This window comes from Paramagnetospirillum magneticum AMB-1 (assembly GCF_000009985.1).
GTDB classification, from domain to species: Bacteria; Pseudomonadota; Alphaproteobacteria; order Rhodospirillales; family Magnetospirillaceae; genus Phaeospirillum; species Phaeospirillum magneticum.
On record NC_007626.1, the window covers coordinates 4,741,109 to 4,765,868 of the forward strand.

28 protein-coding genes are annotated in these 24,760 nt (G+C 66.4%); 16 read left to right on the forward strand and 12 right to left on the reverse strand.

Features of this window, described 5'->3' with window-relative positions; translation table 11 throughout:
- The first annotated feature begins 2 nt into the window (after nucleotides 1–2).
- The 4 genes from cbiM to AMB_RS21945 are packed head-to-tail and all read left to right on the forward strand — an operon-like array spanning nucleotide 3 to nucleotide 2,543.
- A complete protein-coding gene (cbiM, locus tag AMB_RS21930; RefSeq protein WP_011386683.1) occupies nucleotides 3–602 on the forward strand; it encodes a cobalt transporter CbiM in 600 nt (199 codons plus the stop codon).
- Nucleotides 599–1,120 carry a hypothetical protein gene (locus tag AMB_RS21935; RefSeq protein WP_011386684.1) on the forward strand — a complete coding sequence of 174 codons (522 nt, stop codon included), beginning with the start codon at nucleotides 599–601 and terminating at the stop codon, nucleotides 1,118–1,120. The genes cbiM and AMB_RS21935 overlap by 4 nt, the downstream gene beginning before the upstream one ends.
- Nucleotides 1,117–1,848 (forward strand): cobalt ECF transporter T component CbiQ, encoded by a 732-nt coding sequence (gene cbiQ / locus AMB_RS21940; protein WP_011386685.1) that lies wholly within the window; start codon nucleotides 1,117–1,119, stop codon nucleotides 1,846–1,848. Before AMB_RS21935 ends, cbiQ begins: the two co-directional genes overlap by 4 nt.
- Nucleotides 1,845–2,543 carry an energy-coupling factor ABC transporter ATP-binding protein gene (locus tag AMB_RS21945; protein WP_011386686.1) on the forward strand — a complete coding sequence of 233 codons (699 nt, stop codon included), beginning with the start codon at nucleotides 1,845–1,847 and terminating at the stop codon, nucleotides 2,541–2,543. Before cbiQ ends, AMB_RS21945 begins: the two co-directional genes overlap by 4 nt.
- Before the next feature lie 64 nt (nucleotides 2,544–2,607).
- Here the strand turns inward: AMB_RS21945 and AMB_RS21950 are convergent, their stop codons facing one another.
- On the reverse strand, nucleotides 2,608–3,699 hold the full coding sequence (locus tag AMB_RS21950) for a hypothetical protein (protein WP_148207517.1): 1,092 nt from the start codon (nucleotides 3,697–3,699) through the stop codon (nucleotides 2,608–2,610).
- Between the two features lie 366 nt (nucleotides 3,700–4,065).
- Here AMB_RS21950 and AMB_RS25475 point away from each other — a divergent pair, with 366 nt between their 5' ends.
- Nucleotides 4,066–4,356: a hypothetical protein gene (locus AMB_RS25475; protein WP_148207518.1), complete on the forward strand. Its 291-nt coding sequence runs from the start codon at nucleotides 4,066–4,068 to the stop codon at nucleotides 4,354–4,356.
- A gap of 21 nt (nucleotides 4,357–4,377) precedes the next feature.
- Here AMB_RS25475 and AMB_RS21960 read toward each other — a convergent pair whose 3' ends face one another.
- On the reverse strand, nucleotides 4,378–5,235 hold the full coding sequence (locus tag AMB_RS21960) for a LysR family transcriptional regulator (RefSeq protein WP_011386689.1): 858 nt from the start codon (nucleotides 5,233–5,235) through the stop codon (nucleotides 4,378–4,380).
- 151 nt (nucleotides 5,236–5,386) lie between these two features.
- Nucleotides 5,387–5,749: an HPF/RaiA family ribosome-associated protein gene (locus tag AMB_RS21965; protein WP_041042221.1), complete on the reverse strand. Its 363-nt coding sequence runs from the start codon at nucleotides 5,747–5,749 to the stop codon at nucleotides 5,387–5,389.
- A 258-nt stretch (nucleotides 5,750–6,007) separates the two neighbouring features.
- Between AMB_RS21965 and htpG the strand changes: the two genes are divergently transcribed.
- The gene (gene htpG / locus AMB_RS21970; protein ID WP_043745639.1) at nucleotides 6,008–7,879 is read left to right on the forward strand and encodes a molecular chaperone HtpG; all 1,872 of its coding nucleotides are present in this window, start codon (nucleotides 6,008–6,010) and stop codon (nucleotides 7,877–7,879) included.
- Nucleotides 7,880–8,014: 135 nt separating this feature from the next.
- On the opposite strand, the gene AMB_RS21975 is transcribed toward htpG, so the two are convergent.
- Nucleotides 8,015–9,082: a GGDEF domain-containing protein gene (locus AMB_RS21975; RefSeq protein ID WP_011386692.1), complete on the reverse strand. Its 1,068-nt coding sequence runs from the start codon at nucleotides 9,080–9,082 to the stop codon at nucleotides 8,015–8,017.
- A gap of 128 nt (nucleotides 9,083–9,210) precedes the next feature.
- Here AMB_RS21975 and AMB_RS21980 point away from each other — a divergent pair, with 128 nt between their 5' ends.
- A complete protein-coding gene (locus AMB_RS21980; RefSeq protein ID WP_011386693.1) occupies nucleotides 9,211–10,158 on the forward strand; it encodes a prenyltransferase in 948 nt (315 codons plus the stop codon).
- Between the two features lie 63 nt (nucleotides 10,159–10,221).
- Here AMB_RS21980 and ychF read toward each other — a convergent pair whose 3' ends face one another.
- From ychF to AMB_RS21995, 3 genes are read right to left on the reverse strand one after another with little or no spacing between them, the layout of a single operon-like run.
- The gene (gene ychF / locus AMB_RS21985; protein WP_011386694.1) at nucleotides 10,222–11,325 is read right to left on the reverse strand and encodes a redox-regulated ATPase YchF; all 1,104 of its coding nucleotides are present in this window, start codon (nucleotides 11,323–11,325) and stop codon (nucleotides 10,222–10,224) included.
- A gap of 4 nt (nucleotides 11,326–11,329) precedes the next feature.
- Nucleotides 11,330–12,034, reverse strand: a complete 705-nt coding sequence (gene pth, locus AMB_RS21990; RefSeq protein ID WP_011386695.1) for an aminoacyl-tRNA hydrolase — start codon at nucleotides 12,032–12,034, stop codon at nucleotides 11,330–11,332.
- Nucleotides 12,035–12,643 (reverse strand): 50S ribosomal protein L25/general stress protein Ctc, encoded by a 609-nt coding sequence (locus AMB_RS21995; protein WP_011386696.1) that lies wholly within the window; start codon nucleotides 12,641–12,643, stop codon nucleotides 12,035–12,037.
- A gap of 187 nt (nucleotides 12,644–12,830) precedes the next feature.
- On the opposite strand from AMB_RS21995, the gene AMB_RS22000 reads away from it, so the two are divergent.
- On the forward strand, nucleotides 12,831–14,042 hold the full coding sequence (locus tag AMB_RS22000; RefSeq protein WP_011386697.1) for an MFS transporter: 1,212 nt from the start codon (nucleotides 12,831–12,833) through the stop codon (nucleotides 14,040–14,042).
- Nucleotides 14,039–14,638: an HD domain-containing protein gene (locus AMB_RS22005; RefSeq protein ID WP_011386698.1), complete on the forward strand. Its 600-nt coding sequence runs from the start codon at nucleotides 14,039–14,041 to the stop codon at nucleotides 14,636–14,638. The genes AMB_RS22000 and AMB_RS22005 overlap by 4 nt, the downstream gene beginning before the upstream one ends.
- 36 nt (nucleotides 14,639–14,674) lie before the next feature.
- Here the strand turns inward: AMB_RS22005 and AMB_RS22010 are convergent, their stop codons facing one another.
- A complete protein-coding gene (locus tag AMB_RS22010; protein WP_011386699.1) occupies nucleotides 14,675–15,085 on the reverse strand; it encodes a hypothetical protein in 411 nt (136 codons plus the stop codon).
- A 109-nt stretch (nucleotides 15,086–15,194) separates the two neighbouring features.
- On the reverse strand, nucleotides 15,195–15,965 hold the full coding sequence (locus tag AMB_RS22015; protein ID WP_011386700.1) for a methyltransferase domain-containing protein: 771 nt from the start codon (nucleotides 15,963–15,965) through the stop codon (nucleotides 15,195–15,197).
- A 299-nt stretch (nucleotides 15,966–16,264) separates the two neighbouring features.
- On the opposite strand from AMB_RS22015, the gene rpmH reads away from it, so the two are divergent.
- From rpmH to argB, 6 genes are all read left to right on the forward strand, one after another.
- Nucleotides 16,265–16,399 carry a 50S ribosomal protein L34 gene (rpmH, locus tag AMB_RS22020; protein ID WP_008619694.1) on the forward strand — a complete coding sequence of 45 codons (135 nt, stop codon included), beginning with the start codon at nucleotides 16,265–16,267 and terminating at the stop codon, nucleotides 16,397–16,399.
- Nucleotides 16,400–16,405: 6 nt separating this feature from the next.
- Nucleotides 16,406–16,807, forward strand: a complete 402-nt coding sequence (rnpA, locus tag AMB_RS22025) for a ribonuclease P protein component (protein ID WP_011386701.1) — start codon at nucleotides 16,406–16,408, stop codon at nucleotides 16,805–16,807.
- Between the two features lie 138 nt (nucleotides 16,808–16,945).
- A complete protein-coding gene (yidD, locus tag AMB_RS22030) occupies nucleotides 16,946–17,215 on the forward strand; it encodes a membrane protein insertion efficiency factor YidD (protein WP_011386702.1) in 270 nt (89 codons plus the stop codon).
- Between the two features lie 6 nt (nucleotides 17,216–17,221).
- Nucleotides 17,222–18,961 carry a membrane protein insertase YidC gene (yidC, locus tag AMB_RS22035; protein WP_011386703.1) on the forward strand — a complete coding sequence of 580 codons (1,740 nt, stop codon included), beginning with the start codon at nucleotides 17,222–17,224 and terminating at the stop codon, nucleotides 18,959–18,961.
- 88 nt (nucleotides 18,962–19,049) lie between these two features.
- Nucleotides 19,050–19,613: a ribosome biogenesis GTP-binding protein YihA/YsxC gene (yihA, locus tag AMB_RS22040; RefSeq protein WP_011386704.1), complete on the forward strand. Its 564-nt coding sequence runs from the start codon at nucleotides 19,050–19,052 to the stop codon at nucleotides 19,611–19,613.
- 13 nt (nucleotides 19,614–19,626) lie between these two features.
- Nucleotides 19,627–20,529, forward strand: a complete 903-nt coding sequence (gene argB / locus AMB_RS22045) for an acetylglutamate kinase (RefSeq protein WP_011386705.1) — start codon at nucleotides 19,627–19,629, stop codon at nucleotides 20,527–20,529.
- A gap of 178 nt (nucleotides 20,530–20,707) precedes the next feature.
- Here argB and AMB_RS22050 read toward each other — a convergent pair whose 3' ends face one another.
- A complete protein-coding gene (locus tag AMB_RS22050) occupies nucleotides 20,708–22,006 on the reverse strand; it encodes an NCS2 family permease (protein ID WP_011386706.1) in 1,299 nt (432 codons plus the stop codon).
- A gap of 114 nt (nucleotides 22,007–22,120) precedes the next feature.
- Between AMB_RS22050 and AMB_RS22055 the strand changes: the two genes are divergently transcribed.
- Nucleotides 22,121–22,633, forward strand: coding sequence for an HPP family protein (locus AMB_RS22055; protein WP_011386707.1), 513 nt, complete (start codon nucleotides 22,121–22,123; stop codon nucleotides 22,631–22,633).
- 3 nt (nucleotides 22,634–22,636) lie between these two features.
- Here the strand turns inward: AMB_RS22055 and AMB_RS22060 are convergent, their stop codons facing one another.
- Together AMB_RS22060 and AMB_RS22065 are read right to left on the reverse strand one after the other, a co-directional pair.
- The gene (locus tag AMB_RS22060; protein WP_148207520.1) at nucleotides 22,637–23,098 is read right to left on the reverse strand and encodes a helix-turn-helix domain-containing protein; all 462 of its coding nucleotides are present in this window, start codon (nucleotides 23,096–23,098) and stop codon (nucleotides 22,637–22,639) included.
- Between the two features lie 305 nt (nucleotides 23,099–23,403).
- Nucleotides 23,404–24,609 (reverse strand): class I SAM-dependent rRNA methyltransferase, encoded by a 1,206-nt coding sequence (locus AMB_RS22065; protein ID WP_043745644.1) that lies wholly within the window; start codon nucleotides 24,607–24,609, stop codon nucleotides 23,404–23,406.
- Nucleotides 24,610–24,760: the final 151 nt, after the last annotated feature.

A 24,760-nucleotide genomic window follows, 5' to 3' on the forward strand; every position in this document is an offset into this window, starting at 1 on the left:
CCTTGGCCCATATCCCCGATGGCGTGTTGTCCGGTCCGGTGCTGGTGGCGGGGGGACTCCTCGCCGCGGCCGGAGTGGCGCGCGGCCTGAAGGAGCTGGAGCCGGTGCGGGTCCCCAAGGTGGCCATGCTGTCGGCGGTGATGTTCGTGGCCTCGCTGATTCATCTGCCCGCCGGCCCCGCCTCGGTGCATCTGCTGCTCAACGGCATGGCCGGAATCGTGCTGGGCTGGGCCGCCTTTCCCGCCCTGCTGGCGGCGCTGCTGCTGCAAGCCGTGCTGTTCGGCTTCGGCGGCCTGCTGGTGCTGGGGGTCAACACCGTCAACATGGCGGTGCCCGCCGTGCTGACCGGTCTGGCCTTCCGCCGCCTCGCCAAGGAGGCGCCGCCACGCCGCGCCGCCCTGGCCGCCGCCGTCTGCTCAGGGAGCGCCGTGCTGCTGACCGGGCTGATGGTCGCCGGATCGCTGGCGGCGTCGGGCCGCGAATTCGAGGCCGCCGCCCGGCTGGTGATGCTGAGCCATCTGCCGGTGATGGGGATCGAGGCGGTGTTCGCCTCGGCCGCCATCGGCCTGCTGGCCCGGGTCAAGCCGGAGGCGCTGGCATGAAGCGTCTTGCCGCCCTCCCGATCCTGCTGCTGCTGGCCGCCCCCGCCCAGGCCCACAAGCTGAAGGTTTTCGCTTCGGTGGAAGGCGGCGACATCGTCGGCTCCGCCTATTTCGTCGGCGGCGACAAGGCGGTGGGCGTGCCCGGCCGCATCCTGGGCGCCGACGGCTCGCTGGTCGCCAGCTTCGCCACCGGGCCGGACGGCGGCTTCCGTCAGAGGGCGGCGGCCCGCATGGACCATACCATCTCGGTGGAATCCGAAGACGGCCACGCCGCCCGGTTCATCCTTCCCGCCGATCAGTTCCCGCCATCCCTGCCCGAGGGCAAGGCGATGGCGGCGCCGTCCGGTGATGCCGCCGCCCTGGAAGCCGCCATCGCCCGCCAGATCCGTCCCCTGCGCGAACAGCTGGACGCCTATGAGTCCCGCACCCGGCTGCACGACGTGATGGGCGGCATCGGCACCATTTTCGGCCTGTTCGGCTGCTGGGCCTGGCTGCAATCGCGACGGAGCAGGTCATGAGTCTGATCGAACGGCTTGACCCCCGCACCCGGCTGCTGGCCGCCCTGTTGTTCGCCCTGGCCGAGGTGCTGGTTCCCTCCCTGATGGCGCAATGCGCCGGATTGGCGCTGGCCGTGGCCGCCGCCATGGTCGCCCGCCTGCCCCTGGGCGCCACCCTGCGCCGGCTGCTCGGCCTGGAGGGCTTCATGGTCGTGGTGCTGCTCATGCTGCCCTTCACCGTGCCCGGCCAGCCGCTGTTCAGCCTGTGGGGACTGGACGCCTCGCACGAGGGATTGCGTCAGGCGGCCTCCATCGCGGTCAAGGCCAATGCCGTGGCGGTGGCGCTGTTCGCCCTGCTGGGCTCCATGGAGGCGCCCGCCCTGGGCCGCGCCTTGGGCCGCCTGGGGGTCAGCGAACGCTTCGTCCATCTGCTGCTGTTCACCACCCGCTACCTGTCGGTGCTGGAGGATGAGTATCGCCGCCTGCGCCTGGCCATGCGGGCCAGGGCGTTCCGCCCCACCACCGGGCCGCATTGCTGGCGCTCGGTCGGCTATCTGTTCGGCATGCTGATGGTCCGTTCGCTGGAGCGGGCCGAGCGCATCGACGCCGCCATGCGCTGCCGCGGCTTCACCGGCCGCTTCCCCTCCCTGGACGACGAGTCCCCGACCGGGCCGGGGCGGCTGGATCTGGGCTTCGGCGCCGCCTCCGTGGCCGGTCTGGTCCTGGTCATCGCCGTGGGGGTGGCGTGACTCTCATCCGCCTGGAGCAGGTCACCCACGCCTTCGATACCACCCATCCGGTGCTCGACGGCGTCGACTTCCAACTGGGCAAGGGCGAAAGGGTGGCGCTGCTGGGGGCCAACGGCTCGGGCAAGACCACCTTGCTGCACGTCATGGTCGGGCTGATCCGCCCCAAGGCCGGCACCGTGCACGCCTTTGGCCGCGAGCGCCGCGCCGAGGCCGACTTCGTCGAAGTCCGCGCCAAGGCCGGGTTGCTGTTCCAGGATGCCGACGACCAGTTGTTCTGTCCGACGGTGGCCGAGGACGTGGCCTTCGGCCCCCTCAATCTGGGGAAAAGCAAGGCCGAGGCCCGCGAGATCGTCCACGCCGTGCTCGCCCGCCTGGGCCTCGCCGCCCTGGAAGACCGGGTCACCCACAAACTGTCGGGGGGCCAGAAGCGTCTGGTGTCCCTGGCCGCCGTGCTGGCCATGGAGCCTGACGCCCTGCTGCTGGATGAGCCTACCAACGCCTTGGATGAAGCGACGCGGGAAAGGCTACTGGACATCCTGGCCGGGCTGCCCCAGGCCATGGTCATCGTCTCCCACGATCGCGAGGTGATCGAGCGGTTGGCCACCCGGCGGGTGACGCTGGCGGGGGGCCGGTTATTGGGCTGTCGCCCAAACCCACCCGGGGCCAATGCCCCGGACCCCATTTTTGAGTCATGAATAAAAGGGTGGTCTGGAGGCATCGCCTCCTGCCGGGGACCGGGGCGGGAGCCCCGTCGCCATATCAGCCTGAAATGGAGACCGGCTTGGAGGTCGGCCCCAGGGCCTCCAGCGCCTTCTTCAGCCGGGGCTGGGATTCCAGGCGCGACGGCCCGGCTTCGACACCGCCCACATAGGCGGTGGACAGCAAGGCGGAATAGACCCGCTTCATGTCGTCCAGGCAAGGCGGCGGCGTTTCGGCGTTGGTCAGGCGGTCGGCCAGCTTGCGCGCCGCGTGGACCTGTCCGGTCTGGCAGAAATCCTGCTTGAAGCGCTGCTCGCCCAGGGTGGTGAAGGCGATCATCAGAAAGGCGGTGAAGCGCCGGATGTCGCCGCCCAGCACCGGCAGCAGCGACCGGATCACGTCCACATGGGTGTTCGACACCTGGGAGACGGCACGGCGGATCAGCGAGGTCTCGGAACTGGGGAACAGACGGGCCAGATCCATCTGCTGCACCACCCGCCACAGGATCTCGGACTCGATGACCTCCTTGCCGGGCACCATCAGCCGCTTGGCGTCATCGAGCAGCAGCGGCACCCGCCCATCGCGCGGCACGTTGCCCGGCGCGCTGAGCGCCTGCAACTCGGCGGCCTCGCGGATGTCGAGCAGGCGCGAGCCCAGATCGCTGACCAGCGAGGGACTCATGGGGGTGTAATGGGGGATCAGCATGACCTGCCAGTCAAAGCGCAGGTAATCGCGGATCACCTGATACAGGGCCTCCGAACGGGCGTGGGGCTTGGCCGCATGCTTGTGGACCGGCGTCGGATGAGCCAGACCCAGGGCCAGACCCATGCGCTTCATCAGGGACAGCTTGGGCGGCGGAGCCTGAAACTTGGAGCGGAAATCCAACTTGGCGCGGAAATAGCGGCGCGCCGAAGCGCGCACCACAAGAGCCACCGCCTCGGCCAAGGTGCGGCCACAGGCCAGCACGTCATGGTCGGCAGTGATCGGCTGCTTCGCCGCATCGGTCACCACATTGGCGAACAGCTCCGGCCGGGTCCGGAACAGGCGCAGACATTCGTCGAGCATCTTGGGGTCGTTCATGGCCTTGTCGTAGGCGGCGTTGCGCGGCAGCCCCTTGAGCGCCAGCACTTCCTTGCGCAGCACCTCGATCACCGGACCCTCCAGCGCGGCGCGGATGGCCTCGATCCCCGGATCCGCATTGGACCATCGGGTCGCTGGACCAGTCTTCCCTGTCTTTGCCGACTTGTGTCCGGGCATGCTGTTCACATCTCAAGTCTACGCATTCACAACCCATTCACGGTGCGCCTGTAAACAGGAGAAATCAACACATATAAAGGAGTGATCACTTATATCACATTGGTCATGCCTTTGTTGATTTTACAAATACATGCCGATACCTTTGAATAAAATTTTATCCAATTTTATTGCTTATACCGCCCATTAATTCGCCGCCAAGGTTCCGATTTACCTCCGGCCAGGGTAGAATGGCGACGCGTCACAGGAGCGGGAGAGAGGCGGATGCACGGCGGCCACCACCACGACGAAGCCAACGGGCACGAGCACAAGCATCACCACGCCCACGAGCATAGCCACGTCCATACCCACCCCCATTCCCATGGGGACGTGACCCACACCCACGCCCACGCCCATACCCATGAGCACGACCACCTGCACCAGCACAGCCACCCCCATGGCCATGACGACGACAGCGGCCATGACCACGATCACCAGCAGGCCAAGCACGCCTGGAAGCCGCACGAGCATAAGCACGCCGAGGAAGACCTCGGCGGCCACAACCATGAGCACTGATTAGGGAAAAAACGGGGACGGTCAGTCCTCATTTTCCAGCGAGGCGACATAGCGCAAGCCGTCCAGCGCGGTGTCGAACCAGTCCTCGCGGGTTTCGTCCTCGGCGTGGACCAGATAGGCCGGGCGGCGGAATTCCGGCGCCCCGGTGACTTCGAACAGCCGGCCCGCCGACAGGTACGAGCGCACCACCCGCATGGGGAAATAGCCGGTGCCGCCATAGGCCAGGACGTGTTGCAGCCCCAAGGCCCCCAAGCCCACCTGGACCGCCGGCGTCTTGAGATCGGGAAAAGCCTGACTGTGGGCGGCGCGGAATTCCGGCCCCCAGTCCACCAGAACGTAATCCTCGTCCCATTCCGCCACGGCGCGCCGCCGGGTAGAAACCAGGACCAAACGCTCTTCCAGCAGCTTCTCGATGTGCAGGCCCGGACGCGACAGCGGCGAATACATCACCACCAGATCCAGCATGCCCTCGATCAGCTGGCGCATCAGACTGTCAGATCCCCCGACCTCGGCCTTCAGCGCCACGTCGGGCATGGCGGTGCGCATCCAGGGAATCCACTGGACCAGCAGGCGGTCCCACAGGGAGAACTGGCCACCCACGTTCAGCACGGTGCGAAATCCCGCCGGCAGGGCCAGTTCCTGGCGCGCCTGCTCCCAGACCCGGACCATGGTGGTGGCATAGCGGCGAAACTGCATGCCGGCCGCGGTCAACTGGGTGCCCGATTTTGAGCGCACGAACAACGGCCGCCCCAGCTCTTCCTCCAGGGCGCGGATGCGCATGCTGACCGTCGACTGGGTCACCGACAATCGCTCGGCGGCCTTGTTGAAGTTTCCGGTGTCGACGATTTCCAGGAAGGTGCGGGCGAGATCGATATTCATGATGCGGCCAGAACGGAGGCAGCATTATGCTGCGCTGCAATAGAAGCAGCGTTTTATCCGAACCGCGCGGAAACTTCAACTACCCCGCGGCTGGTAATCGGAAAGTTTGATGCATGGGTGGGAAGACCCCACCCATGCGAGCGGGAATGACTTAGGCGTTCGCCCGGGCCTTGACGTTGCCGCGGCTGCGATCGACGTATTCCTTCAACTGGCGCTCCATGCCGGCAAAAGCCTCGCGCAGCGCCACATAGATATCCTCATTGACATGGCTGTCCTTGGGATCGCGCTTCACCACCAACTCGTCGCCGGGGACCGTCAGGGCGAGACGGATATGGAAGGGCTCGCCCTTGTGGTGCAGGTTCGAGGTGTTCTTGTGGTGCTGCTCGATCACCACGCGGCAGCTCGTGATGCGATCGAAGAGATGCTCCAGTTTGGCCACCTTTTCGCGAATGCGGGTTTCGACAGCATCGGAGTGATCGACACCGTGAAAGGTGATCTGGAGGGGAATCTGCATCAACGTCTCCATTCTCTCGGTTCGCCCTTGCCGGACTGATTGGCAGCGGCCGGGCGACTCGGTTCCTTTATCAATCCCGCCGTCTGGGCGGGACCTTGAAGCTCGGGGCGCCATACATAGCCATTTACAATGGTCTTGGCAACGTCCGGAGCGAACCTTCATTGTCTCGGAGAATCGCGGCACTTGCAAGCTGGCGCCGCTCCCCTCATATCAGAGCGCCCATTCTTGCAACCCCTAACTCCGGGAGACGGAACCGTCATGGCCGAAGAAAAGCGTCAATTCCAGGCAGAAGTCGGCAAGCTGCTCGACATCGTTGTTCACTCGCTCTACTCCAACAAGGAGATCTTCCTGCGCGAGCTGATCTCCAACGCCTCGGATTCATGCGACCGGCTGCGCTACGGCGCCATCACCGAGCCCGACCTGCTGGACGGCGATTCCGAGTTCCGCATCCGCCTGGTCCCCGACAAGGACGCGGGCACCCTGACCATCATCGACAACGGCCAGGGCATGAGCCATGACGAGCTGATCGCCAATCTGGGCACCATCGCCAAGTCGGGGACCAGCGAATTCCTGGCCCGCCTGACCGGCGACGCCAAGAAGGACGTCAGCCTGATCGGCCAGTTCGGCGTCGGCTTCTATTCCGCCTTCATGGTGGCCGAGGAGGTCACCGTGACCAGCCGCAAGGCCGGCGAGGCCAAGGGCTGGAAGTGGGTGTCGGACGGCAAGGGCGAATTCACCGTCTCGCCCGCCGAGGATGCCGCGCGCGGCGCCGCCATCACCTTGAAGCTGCGCGAAGGCGAGACCGAGTTCCTCGACGCCTTCCGCCTCAAGTCCATCGTCAAGCGCTACTCCGACCACATCGCCATTCCGGTGACGCTGAAGGACGCAGACAAGGACGAGGAGACCATCAACTCGGCCAGCGCCCTGTGGACCCGATCCAAGTCGGAGATCACCCCCGAGCAGTACAAGGAATTCTACCACCATGTGGCCCATGCCTTCGACGAGCCGTGGAGCACGCTGCACTACAAGGCCGAAGGCGCCATCGAATACACCGGCCTACTGTTCATTCCGTCGTCGAAGCCGCTGGACATCTTCCACCCCGACCGCAAGCAGCATGTGAAGCTCTATGTGCGCCGGGTGTTCATCACCGACGATTGCGAAGAGCTGCTGCCGCCCTATCTGCGCTTCGTGCGCGGCGTGGTGGACAGCCAGGACCTGCCCTTGAACGTCAGCCGCGAGATGCTGCAGCACAACCCCGTGCTGTCCAAGATCCGCACCGGCCTGGTCAAGCGCATCCTGGGCGAGCTGAAGAAGAAGTCCGAGGATGCCGAGGGCAAGTATGACGAGTTCTGGGCCGCCTTCGGTCCGGTGCTGAAGGAAGGCATCTACGAGGATTTCGAGCGCAAGACCGATATCCTGGAACTCTGCCGCTTCCGCTCCACCCATGGTGACGGCCTGACCACCCTGGCCGATTACGTGGCGCGCATGAAGGACGGCCAGGACGCCATCTACACCATCACCGGCGATGATCTCGATCAGCTGAAGAAGAGCCCGCAGCTCGAAGGCTTTGCCGCCAAGGGCGTCGAGGTGCTGCTGCTCACCGATCCCATCGACGAGTTCTGGGTCTCGGCCGTGCGCTCCTACGCCGAAAAGGACTTCCGCTCGGTGGCCGCCGCCGGGGCCGACCTCTCCAAGGTCAAGGCGCCCGAGGGTGCCGAGGACAAGAAGGCGGACGAAGCCCCCGCCGACGAACTCACCACCCTGATCGAGGCGGTCAAGCTGGCCCTGGGTGAACGCGTCAAGGACGTGCGCCCGTCCGAACGTCTGACCGAATCCGCCGTCTGCCTGGTGGCCGCCGAGGGCGAGATGAGCATGCATCTGGAAAAGATGCTGCGCGCCCATAACCAGGCCCCGGGCGAGCGCGCCCGCATCCTGGAAATCAACCCCCGCCACGCCCTGATCAAGGGCCTCGCCGCCCGCGTCAAGGCCGGCGGCACCGATGCCGGCCTGGAAGACGCCGCCTTCCTGCTGCTCGATCAGGCCCGCATCATCGAAGGCGAGCCCCCCGCCGACCCCGCCGCCTTCGCCCGGCGCATGGTGTCGGTGATGGAAAAGGGCCTGCTGGGGTAAAAGGCGAAAATAGGGAACCGTGCGAAGGGACTCGTCCCTTCGCGCATCCCTGTTCATTGGATCGGAGGTCTGGAGGCCCCGCCTCCAGGCGGGTCCGGGCGGCAGCCCGGGAGACGCCGTAAGGCGTTCCTCGCCCTATTCCTCCGCCATCACCCTGTTCCGCCCGGAATTCTTGGCGCGATAGAGGGCCTGATCGGCGCGTTCCAACATGGTCTCGACGGTCAGGTCGCCTTCACGCAACTGGGCGATGCCGATGCTGACGGTGAGGTCGAACAATTCGCCCTTGGCCGGGCGAACCACCAGTTCCTCCACGGCGGCGCGCAGGCGCTCGGCGATGACGCGGGCGCCGTCGGGGCCGGTATTGGGCAGGGCCACGGCGAATTCCTCGCCGCCAATCCGGCCGAGAATATCGTATTCACGCAGGGACAGCCGGCAGGCATTGGCGAAGGCCTTCAGGGCCTCGTCCCCGGCGGCGTGGCCCCAGGTGTCGTTGATGCGCTTGAAATGGTCGATATCCAGCGCCAGCAGGGCGAAGGAGCGGCCCATGCGCCGGGCGTGGTCCAGTTCCAGCCCGGCCAGATGCTCGAAATGGCGGCGATTGGCGGTTTGGGTCAGGGAATCGCGGCTGGCCAGCTCTTCCAGCTCGGCCATGTGGCGGCTGGTATCGCAGAAGGCGCCCAGGGACAGAGCCAGGTCCTCGATGCCGCCATCCTCGGCCAGCACCACCGGCACCCGGTCGATGACCAGATGCAGCAGCGCCTCGCCCCCTTGCGCCGGCGGCGGGACATCCACGGGATAGGCCCCCACCACCAGCCGGCCGTTTCCGGCGGGCAGAACCAGCCTTTGCCAGGTCTGCGGCAGGTCCTGACCGAACAGGGCAGTGTAGGAGCGCCACAGGGGGCGCCCGGTGCGGCGCACGAAGCCGTACTCGAATTCCAGCATGAAGCGCCGGTCAGCGGGCAGGATGTCGGCGGGCAGCAGGTCGATGACCTGCCCGGTCAGGTCCTGGCCGAAGCAGGCGGTGAAGGCGCGGCCGTAATGGGCGTAGCGGTTGGCGCCGCCCTCGGTCTCGATGACCAGCAGGTGATCGGCGTGGGCGGCGAAATAGGCGGCGGGATCGCCCTCCACCGTCTCGGCCTGCCGCCACTGGGACAGCAGGGCGGACAGACGGGAATCCATCACTTGCACAACCAGATCACGCATGGAATCTCACCCTTGCCATGCCCTACTGGTATCACAGGATCAGGCTTTCGACCAGTTCCCGGCGGTCTGGACCGGCATCGGAAACCTGCGTATGGTGTCGGCCATCGGAATGGAGGGAGAGTGCCGTCTTGACCCACGTCAACGCGGACAATCCCCGGCCAAGCCAGTCTGGACCCATGCCCGGCCTGCCCCGAACCCTGTTTCTCGCCACCCGGCCCATGTTCCTGCCCGCCGCCCTGATCCCGGTGCTGGTGGGCAGCGCCTGGGGCATCCATCGCGCCCATGCCGCCGACCCGCTGGCCCTGGCCCTGGCGGCGGCTGCCATGGCCTGCCTGCACGCGGGCGCCAACGTGATCAACGACGTGGGCGACGAGTTGAATGGCGCCGACCGCCTGAATCAGGACCGCATCCCTCCCTTTACCGGCGGCTCACGCTTCATCCAGGAGGGGAGGCTCGGCCTGCGGGCCATGGCGCTGTGGGGCGTGGCCCTGCTGCTGGCGGCGGCGGGGCTGGGCGGCATCCTCAGTCTGGCCAAGGGCGAATGGGTGCTGGCCTTCGGTCTGGTGGGCGGCGCCCTGGCCCTGGCCTATTCCCTGCCCCCCTTCAGCCTGGCGTCGCGCGGCCTGGGTGAAGCGGCGGTGGCCCTGGGCTTCGGCCTGCCGGTGGCCGCCTGCTTCTGGCTGCAAAGTGGCAGCGTGGGGCTGGAGGCGATTTTATGCTCGGCCATCGTCGGTGCCTGGACCGCCGCCATCCTGATCGTCAACGAAGTGCCCGATCTGGCCGCCGATGCCCAGGCGGGCAAGCGCACCCTGGTGGTCCGCCTGGGGGCCAAGGGGGCGCCGTCGCTTTATCTCTCGGTGCAGGCGGTGGCCTCGGCCCTGATGCTGGCGCTGGGCTGGCTGTCGCAATTGCCGCCCTGGGCGGTGGTGCCGCCCCTGCTCACCATGCTGGCCGCCCTGGCCGCCACCCCGCTGATGGCCGGCGGGCGGGCGGGCCAGTTGGCCGCCATCCGCATTACCCTGGGCATCCATCTGCTGGGCGGGTTGTGTCTGGCGGGAGCGGCATTCCTGGGATGAGCGGGGCTCCCGCCCCGACTCCGGCTGGAGGCGATGCCTCCAGACCTCCCTTTCATTCACAAATCAAACGTTGAACAGGAAGTGGAAGATGTCGCCGTCCTGGACGACGTATTCCTTGCCTTCCAGGCGCATCTTGCCGGCTTCCTTGGCGCCCGCCTCGCCGTTGCAGGCGATGAAGTCGTCATAGGCGATGGTCTCGGCGCGGATGAAACCGCGTTCGAAGTCGGTATGGATGACGCCGGCCGCCTGGGGGGCCTTGCAGCCCTTCTGCAGGGTCCAGGCGCGGGCTTCCTTGGGGCCGACGGTGAAGAAGGTGATGAGGTGCAGCAGCTCGTAGCCGGCACGGATGACGCGGGCGAGGCCCGTCTCTTCCAGCCCCAGGGTTTCGAGGAATTCCTTGCGCTCTTCCTCGGAGGCCAGTTGGGCCACCTCGGATTCGATGGCGGCCGAGATCACCACCGAGCTGTTGCCCTCGGCGGCGGCGAACTTGGCAACCGCTTCGGAGAACTTGTTGCCGGTGGCGGCCGAGGCTTCATCCACGTTGCAGGCGTAGACCACGGGCTTGACGGTCATCAGGCCCAGGGTCTTGGCGATGCGGCGCTCTTCCTCGGTGTCGAAGGTGATGGTGCGGGCGGGCTTGCCTTCGCGCAAGCAAGCCAGCAGCGGGGCCATGACGTCGACCTGGGCCTTGGCCTCCTTGTCGCCGTTCTTGGCCTTCTTCTCCAGGGGGACGATGCGGCGCTCCAGCGAGTCGAGATCGGCCAGCATCAGTTCGGTCTCGATGGTCTCGGCATCGCGCACCGGATCGACCGAGCCCTCCACATGGGTGATGTCGCCGTCCTCGAAGCAGCGCAGCACGTGGACGATGGCGTCCACCTCGCGGATATTGGCCAGGAACTGGTTGCCCAGGCCCTCACCCTTGGAGGCGCCGCGCACCAGGCCGGCGATGTCGACGAATTCCAGCTGGGTGGGGATTTCCTTCTGGCTCTTGCCGATGACCACCAGCCTGTCCAGGCGCGGGTCGGGCACCGCCACGCGGCCCACATTGGGCTCGATGGTGCAGAAGGGGTAGTTGGCCGCCTGCGCCGCCGCCGTCGAGGTCAGGGCGTTGAACAGGGTGCTCTTGCCCACGTTGGGCAGGCCGACGATACCGCAATTGAAACCCATGGACTCAGTCCTTCCTGATGATCTTGGTCATGGCCGCCTTCAGCGCCTCGGCGAGGCTGCCGCCCGACGGCGGAGCGGAAACTTGGGCCGGAGCGGGGGCCGGCGCCGCTTCGGCGGCCGGTCTGTCCTTTTTCGGCTTGGGCGGCGCGGTGAGGTGCGCCACCCGGGTCGCGAAGCCGGCATCGTCGCCCGACACCAGCATGGGAAAGGTATCGGCCACGGCGTCGAGCACCGGCACCAGCCAGGCCTCGTCCGCCTTGGCGAAGTCGTGCAGCACGTAGCCCGACACCAGATCGCGGTCGCCGGGATGGCCGATGCCCAGACGGACCCGGCGGTAATTCTGTCCCAGATGGGAATCGATGCTCTTCAGCCCGTTATGGCCGCCCGCGCCGCCGCCGCGCTTGACCTTGAGGCGGCCCGGCGCCACGTCCAGCTCGTCATGCAGCACGATGATGTCGTCCACCGGCACCTTGAGAAAGCGCGCGGCCGCCGCCACCGACTGGCCCGACAGGTTCATGTAGGTCTGGGGCTTCAAGGCGATGACCTTCTCGCCCCCGATGATCCCTTCGGCCACTTCGCCCTGGAACTTGGAGCGCCAGGGCCCAAAGGAATAGCGGCGGACGAGAACGTCCGCCGCCATAAAGCCGATATTGTGCCGATTCCTGGCGTAGTCGGAGCCGGGATTGCCCAGTCCGACCACCAGGAGCATTTAGCCGGCAGCCTCGGTCTCGGTGGTCTCGGCACGGGCCACGGTGGGGGCCGCGATGGAGGCCACGGTAGCGCCCGACGCCACGTGGTAGGGCTTGGCACCCGCCGGCAGCTTCAGATCCGACAGATGGATGGAGGCGCCGATTTCCAGGCCGTCCAGGTCGATCAGGATCTCGTGCGGGATATCGTTCGGACTGCAGGTGATCTCGATTTCGTGCAGCTCGACGTTCAGCACGCCGCCCTTCTTGATGCCCGGGGACTTCAGCTCGTTGGTGAAGTGGACCGGCACCTTCACATGGATGGCGTGGTCGGCCGAGACGCGCATGAAGTCGACGTGGATCGGCTGATCGGTCACCGGGTGCATCTGGACGTCACGGGCCAGGCAAAGGTGCTTGCCGTCCTTGCCGAGATCGACGTTGAACAGCTGAGTGAAGAAACCGGTCTTGCTGATCTGGGCCCAAACGACGCGGGGGTCCATCTGAATGCAGATGGCGGCCTTCTTGTCACCGTAGATGACACCGGGAACCTTACCGGCACGACGAGTGGCACGGGCGGCCCCCTTTCCGCTTCCGTCGCGCAGCTCGGCGGCGATGGCGATTGCTTCGGACATTGTACTCTCCTGACAAACGAATATATGCGCGGCCTCCAGGGGTGCCACGCGGAAGCGGGTCGTTTACACCGGTTGCGTCCGCTTGGCAAGGGTAAGTAGACTCCTTTCGTTCCTCGGATAAGGCCTGTCCCATGACGCTTGATGCCCCCCGTTCTGATTCCCCCCGTTCCGATTCACAGCGCCCGCGATGACGGGCTCGGCACGCGACGTCCTGGCGCAAAAGGGCTTCAGGCTGTTTCTCACCGCCCGGCTGCTATCCTCCCTGGCCCAGCAGATCGCCACGGTGGCGGTGGGCTGGCTGGTCTACGACGTCTCGGGAGACCCGCTGCAACTGGGTCTGGTCGGGCTGGCGCAATTCGTCCCCGCCCTGCTGCTGACCCTGCCGGGCGGCCATCTGGCCGACCGGGCCGACCGCCGCCTGATCCTGCTGTGCGCCACGCTGCTGACCATGCTGGCCATGGGCGGGCTGCTGCTGCTCAGCCTGGAGGGCAAGCCCAGCCTGCCCGCCATCTTCGCGGTGATGGCGGTGCTCGGCGCCGTGCGGGCCTTCTGGGCGCCGGCCGGGCAATCCATGACCGCCATGCTGGTGGAGCGCCATCTGCTCAGCCGCGCCGTGGCGCTCAACTCCACAATCTGGCAGGTCACCGTCATCGCCGGCCCGGCCATGGGCGGCCTGCTCTACGCCTTCGGCCCGGCGGTGGTGTTCGGCAGCGCCACCCTGCTGCTGGGCTCGGCCGCCATCGCCGTCTTCCTGCTGGCGCCCATGCCGCCCCACGGCCTGGGAGAGCGGCCCCACATCCTGGACGGCATCCGCTTTGTCAGAAGCCGGCCCGAGATCCTGGGCTCCATCTCGCTGGATCTGTTCGCCGTGCTGCTGGGCGGCGCCACCGCCCTGCTGCCCATCTATGCCCGCGACATCCTGATGACCGGGCCGCTGGGCCTGGGCCTTCTGCGCAGCGCCCCGGCCATGGGCGCCGCCCTGTCCGCCGCCCTGCTGGCCCACCGCCCGCCCGAACGCCACGCCGGGCACAAGCTGTTCATCGCCGTGGCGGTGTTCGGCCTGGGCACCATCGTTTTCGGCCTGTCCACCAGCTTTCCCCTGTCCATGGCCGCCCTGGCGATCCTCGGCGCCGCCGACATGGTCAGCGTGGTGCTGCGCCAGACCTTGGTGCAGATCAACACCCCCGACGACATGCGGGGACGGGTCAGCGCCGTCAACCTGGTGTTCATCACCGCCTCCAACGAACTGGGCGAGTTCGAGTCCGGCGTGGCCGCCGCCCTGCTGGGCACCGTGCCTGCGGTGGTGGTTGGCGGCGTGGGCTGCCTGCTGGTGGCGGGAGTCTGGGCGTGGCGGTTCCCGGCCTTGCGTAATTTCGAACTTCCCCGGAGTCATCCATGATCGCCTTCCCCGATCCCCGTCTTGCCGCCCAGATCGCCTTCGTGGTCGAGATCGACAAGCTGAAGGGAGTGCTGCGCCAGACGCTACTGATGGATTCCTCCCGGCGCGAGAACGACGCCGAGCATTCCTGGCACATCGCCACCATGTCCTTCCTGCTGGCCGAATACGCCGACCAGCCGGTGGAGATCGGCCGGGTGGCGCGCATGCTGCTGATCCACGACATCGTCGAGATCGATGCCGGCGACACCTTCATCCATGACGAGGCCGGGCACGAGGACAAGGAAGAGCGGGAAAGGAAGGCCGCAGCGCGCCTGTTCGGCCTGTTGCCCGCCGATCAGGCCGGCGAGTACAGCGCATTGTGGCAGGAATACGAGGCGCGCCAGACGGCGGACGCCCGCTTCGCCGATGCGCTGGACCGTCTGCAGCCCCTGCTCCACAATTTCGAGACCGGCGGCGCCACCTGGAAGCCCCACGGCGTCACCCGGGCCAAGGTGGACAAGCTGACGCCGCGCATCGCGGCGGGATCAAAGCGCTTGGGCGCCTATGCCCGCGCCCTGGTGGACGAGGCGGTGCGGCGGGGCTATCTGGCGCCGTAGCGTAGCCGTTGCACGGGACGGGTCTGGGCGGCAGCCCTAGACTCGCTTGCCGAAGGTCGGCGGCCCTCTCCGCGTCAGGACGGGAGGAGCGTCGTCCGGGACCGGTCCCGGGTCGGCGAAGAGCGGCTCAGGATGGGGAAAGCTCGGCTCGGGCATCGCCATGGGCCGGCGCACGCTGACCAATGCCAGCCGGAATTCCCCGAAATCCTTTCCCAGGATCAGCTTGAACGGAACGAGCGAGAAGGCCAGCCCCAGGACCACGCCGGCCGGTCCCACGATAGCGGCGGCGCTCTGGTGCGAGGCGCCCGCGCCGATCATGGCGAACGTCAACAGAAGCGAGCCGACGAAGCCGACGGCGCCACTCAGGATGATGGCCAGCAGGTTGCGCCAGAGATAGGCCCACCACACCCTCAGGGTTCGCCCCCAGGTTACCTCGAGTTCGACCATGTCACCCTCCCCTTTAATGGCGCCATGACCATTATCTACAGGGATTGGTGGCGCCGATCTGTGAGAGGCGCAACACTGGGCGTGATCGGCAACGGTTCAATCGGCGGCGTCAGTCCTTCCTCGCCACCATGAACAGCCGGCGGAAGGGGAACAGGGTCTTGCCGTCGGGACGCGGCGGGTAGGCCGCCTGGATGCGCCGGGCGTATTCGGCCAGAAAGCCGGTGGCCCAGGCGCCGTCCACCGCCGTCATCAAGGGGCGCAGCGCCGTGCCCTTGGTCCAGGTGACCACCGGGTTGTCGCCTTCCAGCACGTGCAGGTACTCGGTCTCCCAGATGTCGATATGGGAGGAATGGGCGGCCAGCAGGTCATAATAAAAGGAAGGCTCGCCCACCGGGAAGCGGGCGGCCAGGGGGCCGAGCACCTCGGCCCACGGCCCGGCAGAGGCGGCCTCGGCCATGATGGTGTGGGAGGCGGCATAGTGGTTGTGGGGCATCTGCACCGCCAGCACGCCGCCCGAACTCACCCGCTCCATCAGCTTGGGAAACAGACTGTCGTGCCCATCCAGCCAATGCAGCGCGGCGTTGGAGAACAGGATGTCCACCTCGCCGCCGTTTTCCGCCCAGCCGGCGGCATCGCCCTCGAGATAGCGCACGGCGCCGCCGTGATCGCGCGCGGTCATCAGCATCTCGGGCGAGGAATCGATGCCGATGACGTCGGCGTCCGCCCAGCGTTCCTTAAGAATACGGGTCACGTTGCCGGTGCCGCATCCCAGGTCCACCACCCGGCGGGCGTCGGCCAGGTCGATACGGGCCATCAGGTCGAGCGCCGGACGCAGGCGCGGCTGGGCAAAGGCGGAATAGATGGCGGGATCCCAGGCCATGTCGGGCGGCTCCTCTTGAAAATTGCCCCAGTGTAGCCGTTCGGGCTGGGTTCTAAAACCGGCGAGCGCTTATTCCTGTCATCCCGAGCGCCGGCGAGGGATCTCCGCTCGGCATGGAGGTGCCGGTTCTGAAAAGCCGAGCCAGAACGAGATCCCTCCTCCCGGTGGTCGTCGGGATGACACGTTACCCCGACAGATCGTCGATAAAAAACCCGTGCACTCCGCGCATTGACTCTTAGGGTCACCCGGCTTATACACGTCCGCTCATTTTCAAGTCCGTTCAGTTTGGAGTACCTCCCGTGAAGCGTACCTATCAGCCGAGCAAGCTCGTCCGCGCCCGCCGCCACGGCTTCCGCGCTCGTATGGCCACTGTCGGTGGCCGCAAGGTCATCGCCAACCGCCGCCGCCAGGGCCGCAAGAAGCTGTCCGCTTAAGTCCCCATGGCCGCGCGGCTTGATCGGCTTAAGAAACGGGCCGATTTCCTGCGTGTCGCGGCCCTGAGGCGAAAGTGGGCGGCGCCGGGCCTGATTCTTCAGGCCGCGCCCGCATCCGGAACGGATTTGCAAGCCGACTCGCTCAGGGTCGGCTTCACCGTTTCCAAGAAGGTGGGAAATTCGGTGTGCCGCAACCGGGCCAGACGCAGGCTTCGGGAAGCGGTGGCTCAGGTTTTTCCGGCTCATGCCAGCGCGGGCCTCGATTACGTGGTGATCGGGCGCAAGGAGACGCTGGAACGGCCATATTCTCTTCTCTTGCAGGATTTGCTGGCGGCGTTAAAACGTGTCGGCGCGCTGCAAAAGACGCATGCTGCCGAGGCGCCCGATACCGCCTCACCACAGAGCTGAGGCTTCTCAGTTCTGTGGTGAGGCGGCAAGGGCAAGGCCCGCCGCGGCTTATGCCGCGAAAGCCTAGCGAAGCGCCCGGCGATTGAGGGCAATACGGCGGACCGGTTTACCGGTGCGCCGGTAACGACCAGGAGTGGCATGAACCCCATCGGTCTGGGAATGCGCGGTCTGATCCGCCTGTACCAGCTGCTGCTGAGCCCGGTGCTGCCGGCCAGCTGCCGGTTCACGCCGTCCTGTTCCTCTTATGCCATGCAGGCCATCGAGGCGCACGGACCCGTCGGCGGGACGTGGCTGGGCCTCAAGCGTATCTGCCGCTGCCACCCCTGGAACGACGGTGGCTATGACCCCGTTCCTCCCGCTCATACCGAAAGAGGCGGCACCATGTGCCCGTCGCGACTGCCGGAATAGGATGACATGAACGACCAGCGCAATCTCTTCGTCGCCATCGCCATTTCGGTCGCCATCCTGATCGGCTGGCAGTACTTCTTCCCGACGGCCAAGCCGCCGGTGGAACAGGCCGCGCAACAGCAATCGGCCGAGCAGAAGGCCTCGGCTCCGGCGACGGCGCCCACCCCGGCCACGGCGTCCAGCCCGGCCCAGGTGCCCGGCTCGCCCGCCGCCGCCGCCGCCCAGCCCGCCGCGACCCGCGCCGACGCCCTGGGCAAGAGCCGCCGCATCGCCATCCAGACGCCCTCCATGCACGGCTCCATCGCGCTGACCGGGGCCCGCATCGACGACATCACCCTGGTCAAGTACCGTGAGACCCCCGCCGCCGATTCCCGCGAGATCGACCTGATGTCGCCCGCCGAATCGCCTGAGCCCTACTGGGCCGAATTCGGCTGGGTGGCCACCGAGGCGAACGTCAAGGTCCCCGGCCCCGATTCCGTATGGCAGGCCCAGGGCAGCGGCCCGCTGACCCCAGCCTCGCCTCTGGTGCTGACCTGGGACAACGGCGAGGGGCTGCGCTTCGTGCGCACCTATACCGTGGACGAGAATTACATGTTCGGCGTCGCCCAGCGCGTCGAGAATTACGGCACCAAGCCCGCCTCGCTGCACCCCTACGCCCTGCTGGCCCGCACCGGCACCCCGCACGTGGCCGGCATGTATATCCTTCATGAAGGCCCGCTCGGCGTGTTCGACGGCACCTTGAAGGAGATGAAGTACGACGACCTCAAGAAGGAAGGCTCGTCGCGCCACAAGACCACCGGCGGCTGGGCCGGCATCACCGACAAGTACTGGCTGACCGCCCTGGTGCCGCCCGCCAAGACCGAGATCACCGGCCGCTTCGTGCATCAGCGCCTGGGCAATGCCGACCGGTATCAGGTGGATTATCTGGCTCCGGCCCGCATGATCGAGCCCGGCAAGTCCGAGGAAGCCGGCTTTCACCTGTTCACCGGCGCCAAGCAGGTCAGCCTGCTGGACGGCTATGCCGAGAAGTTCGGCATCGACCGTTTCGACCTGGCCATCGATTTCGGCTGGTTCTACTTCCTGACCAAGCCGTTCTTCTACCTGCTGCAGATGCTGCACAGCGCGCTGGGCAACATGGGTCTGGCCATTCTGGCGCTGACCGTGATCCTCAAGCTCGCCATGTTCCCGCTGGCCAACAAGTCCTATGTGGCCATGGGCAAGATGAAGAAGCTGCAGCCCAAGGTGCAGGAACTGCAGGCCCGCTACGCCGACGACAAGATGCGGCTGCAGCAGGAGATGATGGCGCTGTACAAGACCGAGAAGGTCAATCCCGTCTCGGGCTGCCTGCCCATCATGGTCCAGATCCCGGTGTTCTTCGCCCTGTACAAGGTGCTGTTCGTCACCATCGAGATGCGGCACGCGCCGTTCTACGGCTGGATCAGCGACCTGTCGGCCCAGGACCCCACCAACATCTTCACCCTGTTCGGCATGATCCCCTGGACGCCGCCCAGCATGTTCCACCTGGGCGTCTGGCCGCTGATCATGGGCGTCACCATGTTCCTGCAACAGAAGCTCAACCCCCAGCCCACCGATCCGGTGCAGGCCAAGATGATGCAGTTCCTGCCCATCATCTTCACCTTCCTGCTGGCCAATTTCGCCTCGGGCCTGGTGATCTACTGGGCGTGGAGCAACACCCTGTCGATCCTCCAGCAATGGGTGATCATGAAGCGCGCCGAGGAGAAATAGGCTGAACGAGTCCCTCCTCAGCGACGAGCAGGAGAAGGCCGGTCTCATCGAGGCCGGCCGGCTGCTTTTCGCGCGTGAATGCATCTTCATGCAAGGCGCCTCCGGGCTGGATCACCTGCCAGCGGCCACGCTGACCGAAGTGGCCTTCGCCGGGCGGTCCAACGTGGGCAAGTCCTCGCTGATCAACGCGCTGACCGGCCGCAACACCCTGGCGCGCACCTCCAACACCCCGGGCCGCACCCAGGAGCTGAACTTCTTCAATCTGGGCGGCCGCCTGATCCTGGTGGACATGCCGGGCTACGGCTTCGCCCAGGCCCCCAAGGGACTGGTGGAGAAATGGACCCGGCTGGTCAACGGCTTCCTCAAGGGCCGCTCGGTGCTGCGCCGCGCCGTGGTGCTGGTGGATTCCCGCCACGGCCTGAAGGACAGCGACCGCGACATGATGAAGATGCTCGACAAGGCCGCCGTGGTCTACCAGGTGGTGCTGACCAAGGCCGACAAGCTGAAGGCCGCCGAGCTGGACGCCGTCCAGGCCCGCACCCTGGAAGAGATCAAGGGCCGCGTCGCCGCCCATCCCCACCTGATCGTCACCAGTTCGGAAAAGGGGACCGGCATCCCCGAGCTGCGCGCCGAACTTGCCTCTCTCGCCTGAGGAGCGTCATCCCATGAGCACCACCGACACCCCCGACATCATGCATGACCGCAAGGCCTGGCTGGACCGCGCCAAGACCCTGTCCGAGGCGCTGCCCTTCATGCGGCAGTTCAACGACGAGACGCTGGTCATCAAGTTCGGCGGCCATGCCATGGAATCCGATGATCTGGCGCGCCTGTTCGCCCGCGACGTGGTTCTCTTGAAGCAGGTGGGCATCAATCCGGTGGTGGTGCACGGCGGCGGCCCGCAGATCGACGCCATGCTGAAGCGCCTGGACATCCAGACGCCGCGCGTCGACGGCCTGCGCTTCACCGACGAGGCCACCGTCGAGGTGGTGGAGATGATCCTGGCCGGCAAGATCAACAAGCAGATCGTCTCGGCCATCAACGAGGCCGGCGGCTTCGCCGTGGGCCTGTCGGGCAAGGACGGCCACCTGATTCGGGCGCGCAAGCTGCGCCGCACCAAGAAGGATCCGGATTCCAACATCGAGAAGGTGCTGGACCTGGGCTTCGTCGGCGAGCCGGCCGAAATCAATCCCCACATCCTCGACCAGTTCAAGAAGTCCGACACCATTCCGGTGATCGCCCCCGTGGGCATGGGCGGAGCGGGCGAGACCTACAACATCAACGCCGACACCGCCGCCGGCGCCATCGCCGGGGCCACCAACGCCAAGCGCCTGCTGATGCTGACCGACGTGGCCGGCGTGCTGGACAAGTCGGGCAATCTGATCCCGGAAATGACCGCCGCCCAGGTCCATGCCTATATCGCCGACGGCACCATTTCCGGCGGTATGATTCGCCCACTGCAGTATCTCGCTCTGATCTATCACATTCGCGGCGTTCACGGTGCTGTCACTGCTGGGCGCGCGACTGCCGCACCGCCATTCTGGTTGCTCGCTTCACCCTTCGTGCTGTGAGTTCGTGTTGATTCAGCCCTGGTTTAGAGGGCCCTCTACGCGGCCTTGGCCTCGGATCCACCCATTCGGAGGCACAGCCTCCCCAACCCTCCAGTTTCTTATGAATAAATATCCTGGAGGCTCGGAGGCTGTGCCTCCGAATGGGTCCGGGCGATAGCCCGGCCGCGTAGCGGGCTCCCTAAACACTGCCCAGCAGCACGAATTTCAGCACGAAGGCCCCCGCCAGCAGCCACACCGCCGGGCCGACGTCGCGCGCCTTGCCGCCCAGCAGCTTGACCGCCGCGAAGGTGATAAACCCCAGCGAAATGCCGTGGGCGATGGAGAAGGTGAACGGCATGGCCAGGGCGGTGACCACCGCCGGGACCGCCTCGGTGACGTCGTCCCAGGCGATGTCGGCCAGGGAGCGGGCCATCAGGCAGGCCACGAACAGCAGGGCCGGCGCCGTGGCATAGGCCGGAATGGCTGCCGCCAGGGGGGCCAGAAACAGGGCGGCGGCGAACAGCAGGCCGGTGACCACCGCCGCCAACCCGGTGCGGCCGCCGGCATTGATGCCCGAGGCGCTTTCGATATAGCTGGTGGTGGTGGAGGTCCCCAACGCACCACCGGCCATGGCCGCCAGGGAATCGGCGATCAGGGCGCGGCCCAGCCGCGGCAGCCTGCCCCGCGCGTCCAGCATGCCCGCCCGGTGGGCCAGACCAATCAGTGTTCCGGCATTGTCGAACAGATCGACGAACAGCAGGGCGAAGACGATGGTTACTAGCCCCAGGTTCAAGGCTCCGGCCACGTCCATCTTGAGAAAGGTGGGCGCCAGCGACGGCGGCCAGGCGGCGATGCCGCCGAACGGCGTGACCCCCAGGGCCATGCCGGCCGCCGCCGTGCCCAGGATGCCGATCATGATGGCACCCGGCACCCGGCGGGCCTCCAGCCCGACCATCGCCACGAAGCCCGCCGCCGCCAGCAGCGGCTCCGGCCGGCCGAGATGGCCGAGCGTCACCAGGGTGGCCTTGTGCCCCTCGACCAGCCCGGCGCTTTCGAAGGCGATCAGGCCGAGGAACAGGCCGATTCCCGCCGAAATGGCCAGCTTCAGCGATTGCGGCACGGCGTTGATGATGGCCTCGCGCACCCGGGTCAGCGCCAGAACCAGGAACAGCACGCCGGAGACGAACACCGCCCCCAGGGCAACCGGCCAGGGCACGCCCATGCCGATGACCACGCCATAGGTGAAATAGGCGTTGAGCCCCATGCCGGGAGCCAGGGCGATGGGATAATTGGCCAGCAGCCCCATGGCGGCGCTGCCCAGGGCCGCCGCCAGGCAGGTGGCGACGAATACCGCGCCCTTGTCCATGCCCGCCTCGGCCAGCATGGCCGGGTTGACGAAGATGATATAGGCCATGGTCAGGAAGGTGGTGGCGCCCGCCAGACACTCGGTGCGCAGGCTGGTCCGGTGGCCGGACAGATCGAACAGACGCTGCAACATGGCCCCAGCCCCCTTTTCAAGGAATCCGCATCATCCTTGACCCTCATCATGGATGCGTGCGGCGATAAAGTTGTATTTTTTTCCCGCTTTTCGAAGGCGTCATCCGGAGGACCCATGCCCCGTCGCTTCATCCATCGCCATCAATCGCGTCAATGCCTGCCGTCGTGGACGAAAGCGGGGCTGGGCGTGGTGCTGGCGCTGGGGGTGGTGGCCTGGATGGACCAGGCGGGCGGCGCCCCCTTGCTGGCGGCGCCCCTGGGAGCGTCGGCGGTTCTGGTGTTCGGCATGCCGGACTCGCCCCTGTCGCAGCCGTCCAGCGTCATCGGCAGCCATCTGATCGCCACCACCATCGGCTTGCTGTTCGATCAGTTCCTGCCGGGCGGCTGGATCAGCATGGCGCTGTCGGTGGCGTTGGTGATGGTGGTGCTGGCCGGCCTGCGCCTGACCCATCCGCCGGCGGGTGCGGACCCGCTGGTGGTGATGATGGGCCATCCCGGGTGGGGATTCCTGCTGCTGCCGGTCCTGGCGGGGGCGGTGACCCTGGTGGCGGTGGCGGTGCTGATTCACCGCCTGCCACCCCGGGCGACGTATCCGCTGCCCATCCGGAGTCCGGCGGGCGGCGGCTGAGGCCTACTCTTCCTCGCCGCCCCGGTCGGAAAGAGCCTTGGCCAGATCATAGATGCGACGGCGCACGTCGGGGTCGACGATGCTGTAGTAATTGCGCACCAGTTCCAGCGTCTCGCGGCGCAGGCGGGGGTCGGCCTCGGCGGCCGGCGGCTCCTCCTTGGGAGGCTCGCGCACCATCTGCACCGGCGACAGGCCCTTGGTCTCCTCGGGCATGTCGTCGAAGAAGTATGAGATCGGTACTTCAAGCGACCGGGACAAATCGAACAGTCGCGAGCAACTGATTCGATTGGCGCCGCGTTCGTATTTCTGCACCTGCTGGAAGGTAAGTCCTATCAACTCGCCAAGCTTTTCCTGGCTGAGCCCCAGTAACGTCCGCCGCAAACGCATGCGCGATCCGACATGGACATCGATCGGATTAGGCGCCCCGGCTGGGGTACGGCCTCGATTTGCCTTTCTGCGCGGCATGTTTCCCTCTGTCACATGAAGCGCCCAATACTTGCTCTAGTAACTTTACAAACGCAAGAGGGAAAGATCGCCCGAAATAATAGAAAAACCAACAATTTAGGCTAGCACACACAAACCCGGACTCAAACTCTATCTATTAGACAACCGTTTGGAGGTAACTCTGCTGAAGCAACCCAAAGCACGTCACCAAAATCCCCCTCCCACGGCCCGATTTCGATTGATACGGTTACTGTATGCCTTAAGGTTAGGTCTGTCGGCTATTTGCTTTGGGTCGCTGGAATTCAATCCAACAGGAAGACTTGAAATCAATCCAATTGGAAAACTTGGGCTTTAAGATAGGCACTCTCGGGCAGCCAGGGATGGACCGGGTGGTCCGACGCGGCGCCGGCACTGCGCAGGATGCGGCCGGACCGTCCCGCCAGATGCAGCCCATGGCCGATTTCCTCGGCGAAGGTTTCCACCGGCATGTGGTGGGAGCAAGACGCGCACAGCAGGAAGCCGCCCGGCTCGACCAGGGCGGCGGCCAAGCGGGCCATCTTGCGGTAGCCCTTGGCCCCGGCGCCCAGATCCTTGCGCGACTTGACGAAGGCCGGCGGATCGGCCACCACCAGCCCGAAACGCTCTCCCGCCAGGGCCAGGCGCTCCATCTCGGCGAAGGCCTCGGCCCGCACCGTCTGGACCTCGACCCCGTTGAGCCGTGCCGCCTGATCGGCCAGGGCCAGGGAATGTTCCGACCGGTCCACGGCGATGGTTTGGGTGGCGCCGGCCTTGGCCGCCTGCACCGCGAAGCCGCCGGCATAGGTATAGAGGTCCAGCACGCGCCGCCCCTTGGCCAGACGGGCCACGAAGGCGCGGTTGTCGCGCTGGTCGAAGAACCAGCCGGTTTTCTGTCCGCCGGTCAGATCGGCGACGAAGCGGCACCCGTTCTCCTCCAGCTCCACCGGGCCGTCCACCTGCCCGAAGGCCACGTCGTGATGGGGCTCGAGCCCTTCCAGCTTGCGCACCGGGCTGTCGTTGACCAGCACCACGGCGCGGGGGGCGAGAACCATCTGCAAGGCGTCGAGCAGAACGGGAAGCAGGCGCTCCATGCCGGCGGTGTTAGTCTGCACCGCCAGCACGTCGCCGTAGCGGTCGACGATCAGGCCGGGCAGGCGATCGGCCTCGGAATGGACGAGGCGGTAATGGGGGGTGGGAAACAACGTGTCGCGGAGCGCCAGAGCGGCGCGCAGGCGTTCGGCCAGGAAATCCACGTCCACGGTGTCGGCGGCGCGGCGCGACAGCACGCGGGCGGCGATCAGGGAATGGGGGTTGAAGGTGGCGACGCCCAGACGCTCGTCCCCGGCATCCATCAGGGTGACGAGAGAGCCGGGCGGCAGGGCCTTGGCCTCGGCCCCCATCTCGATCTCATTGGAGAAGACCCAGGGATGACCGGCCCGAAGGCGCTTCGAGCGCCCCTTGGCCAGGCGGATCACGGGACGGGCGGCGGGCTGGTCTGGATGTGTCTGTGTCATGGCCGGCACTTTACGGCGGGGAATCATTATCGCCAAGGGCCTGAAACGCCTGAAAATCGCCATACTTTGATATATGTCAATGGCGGCCCGTGCTTCCGTCGGCATAGTGCGCACACTTGAAGCAAAGAACCACCCGGCCGCCATCGGCCCC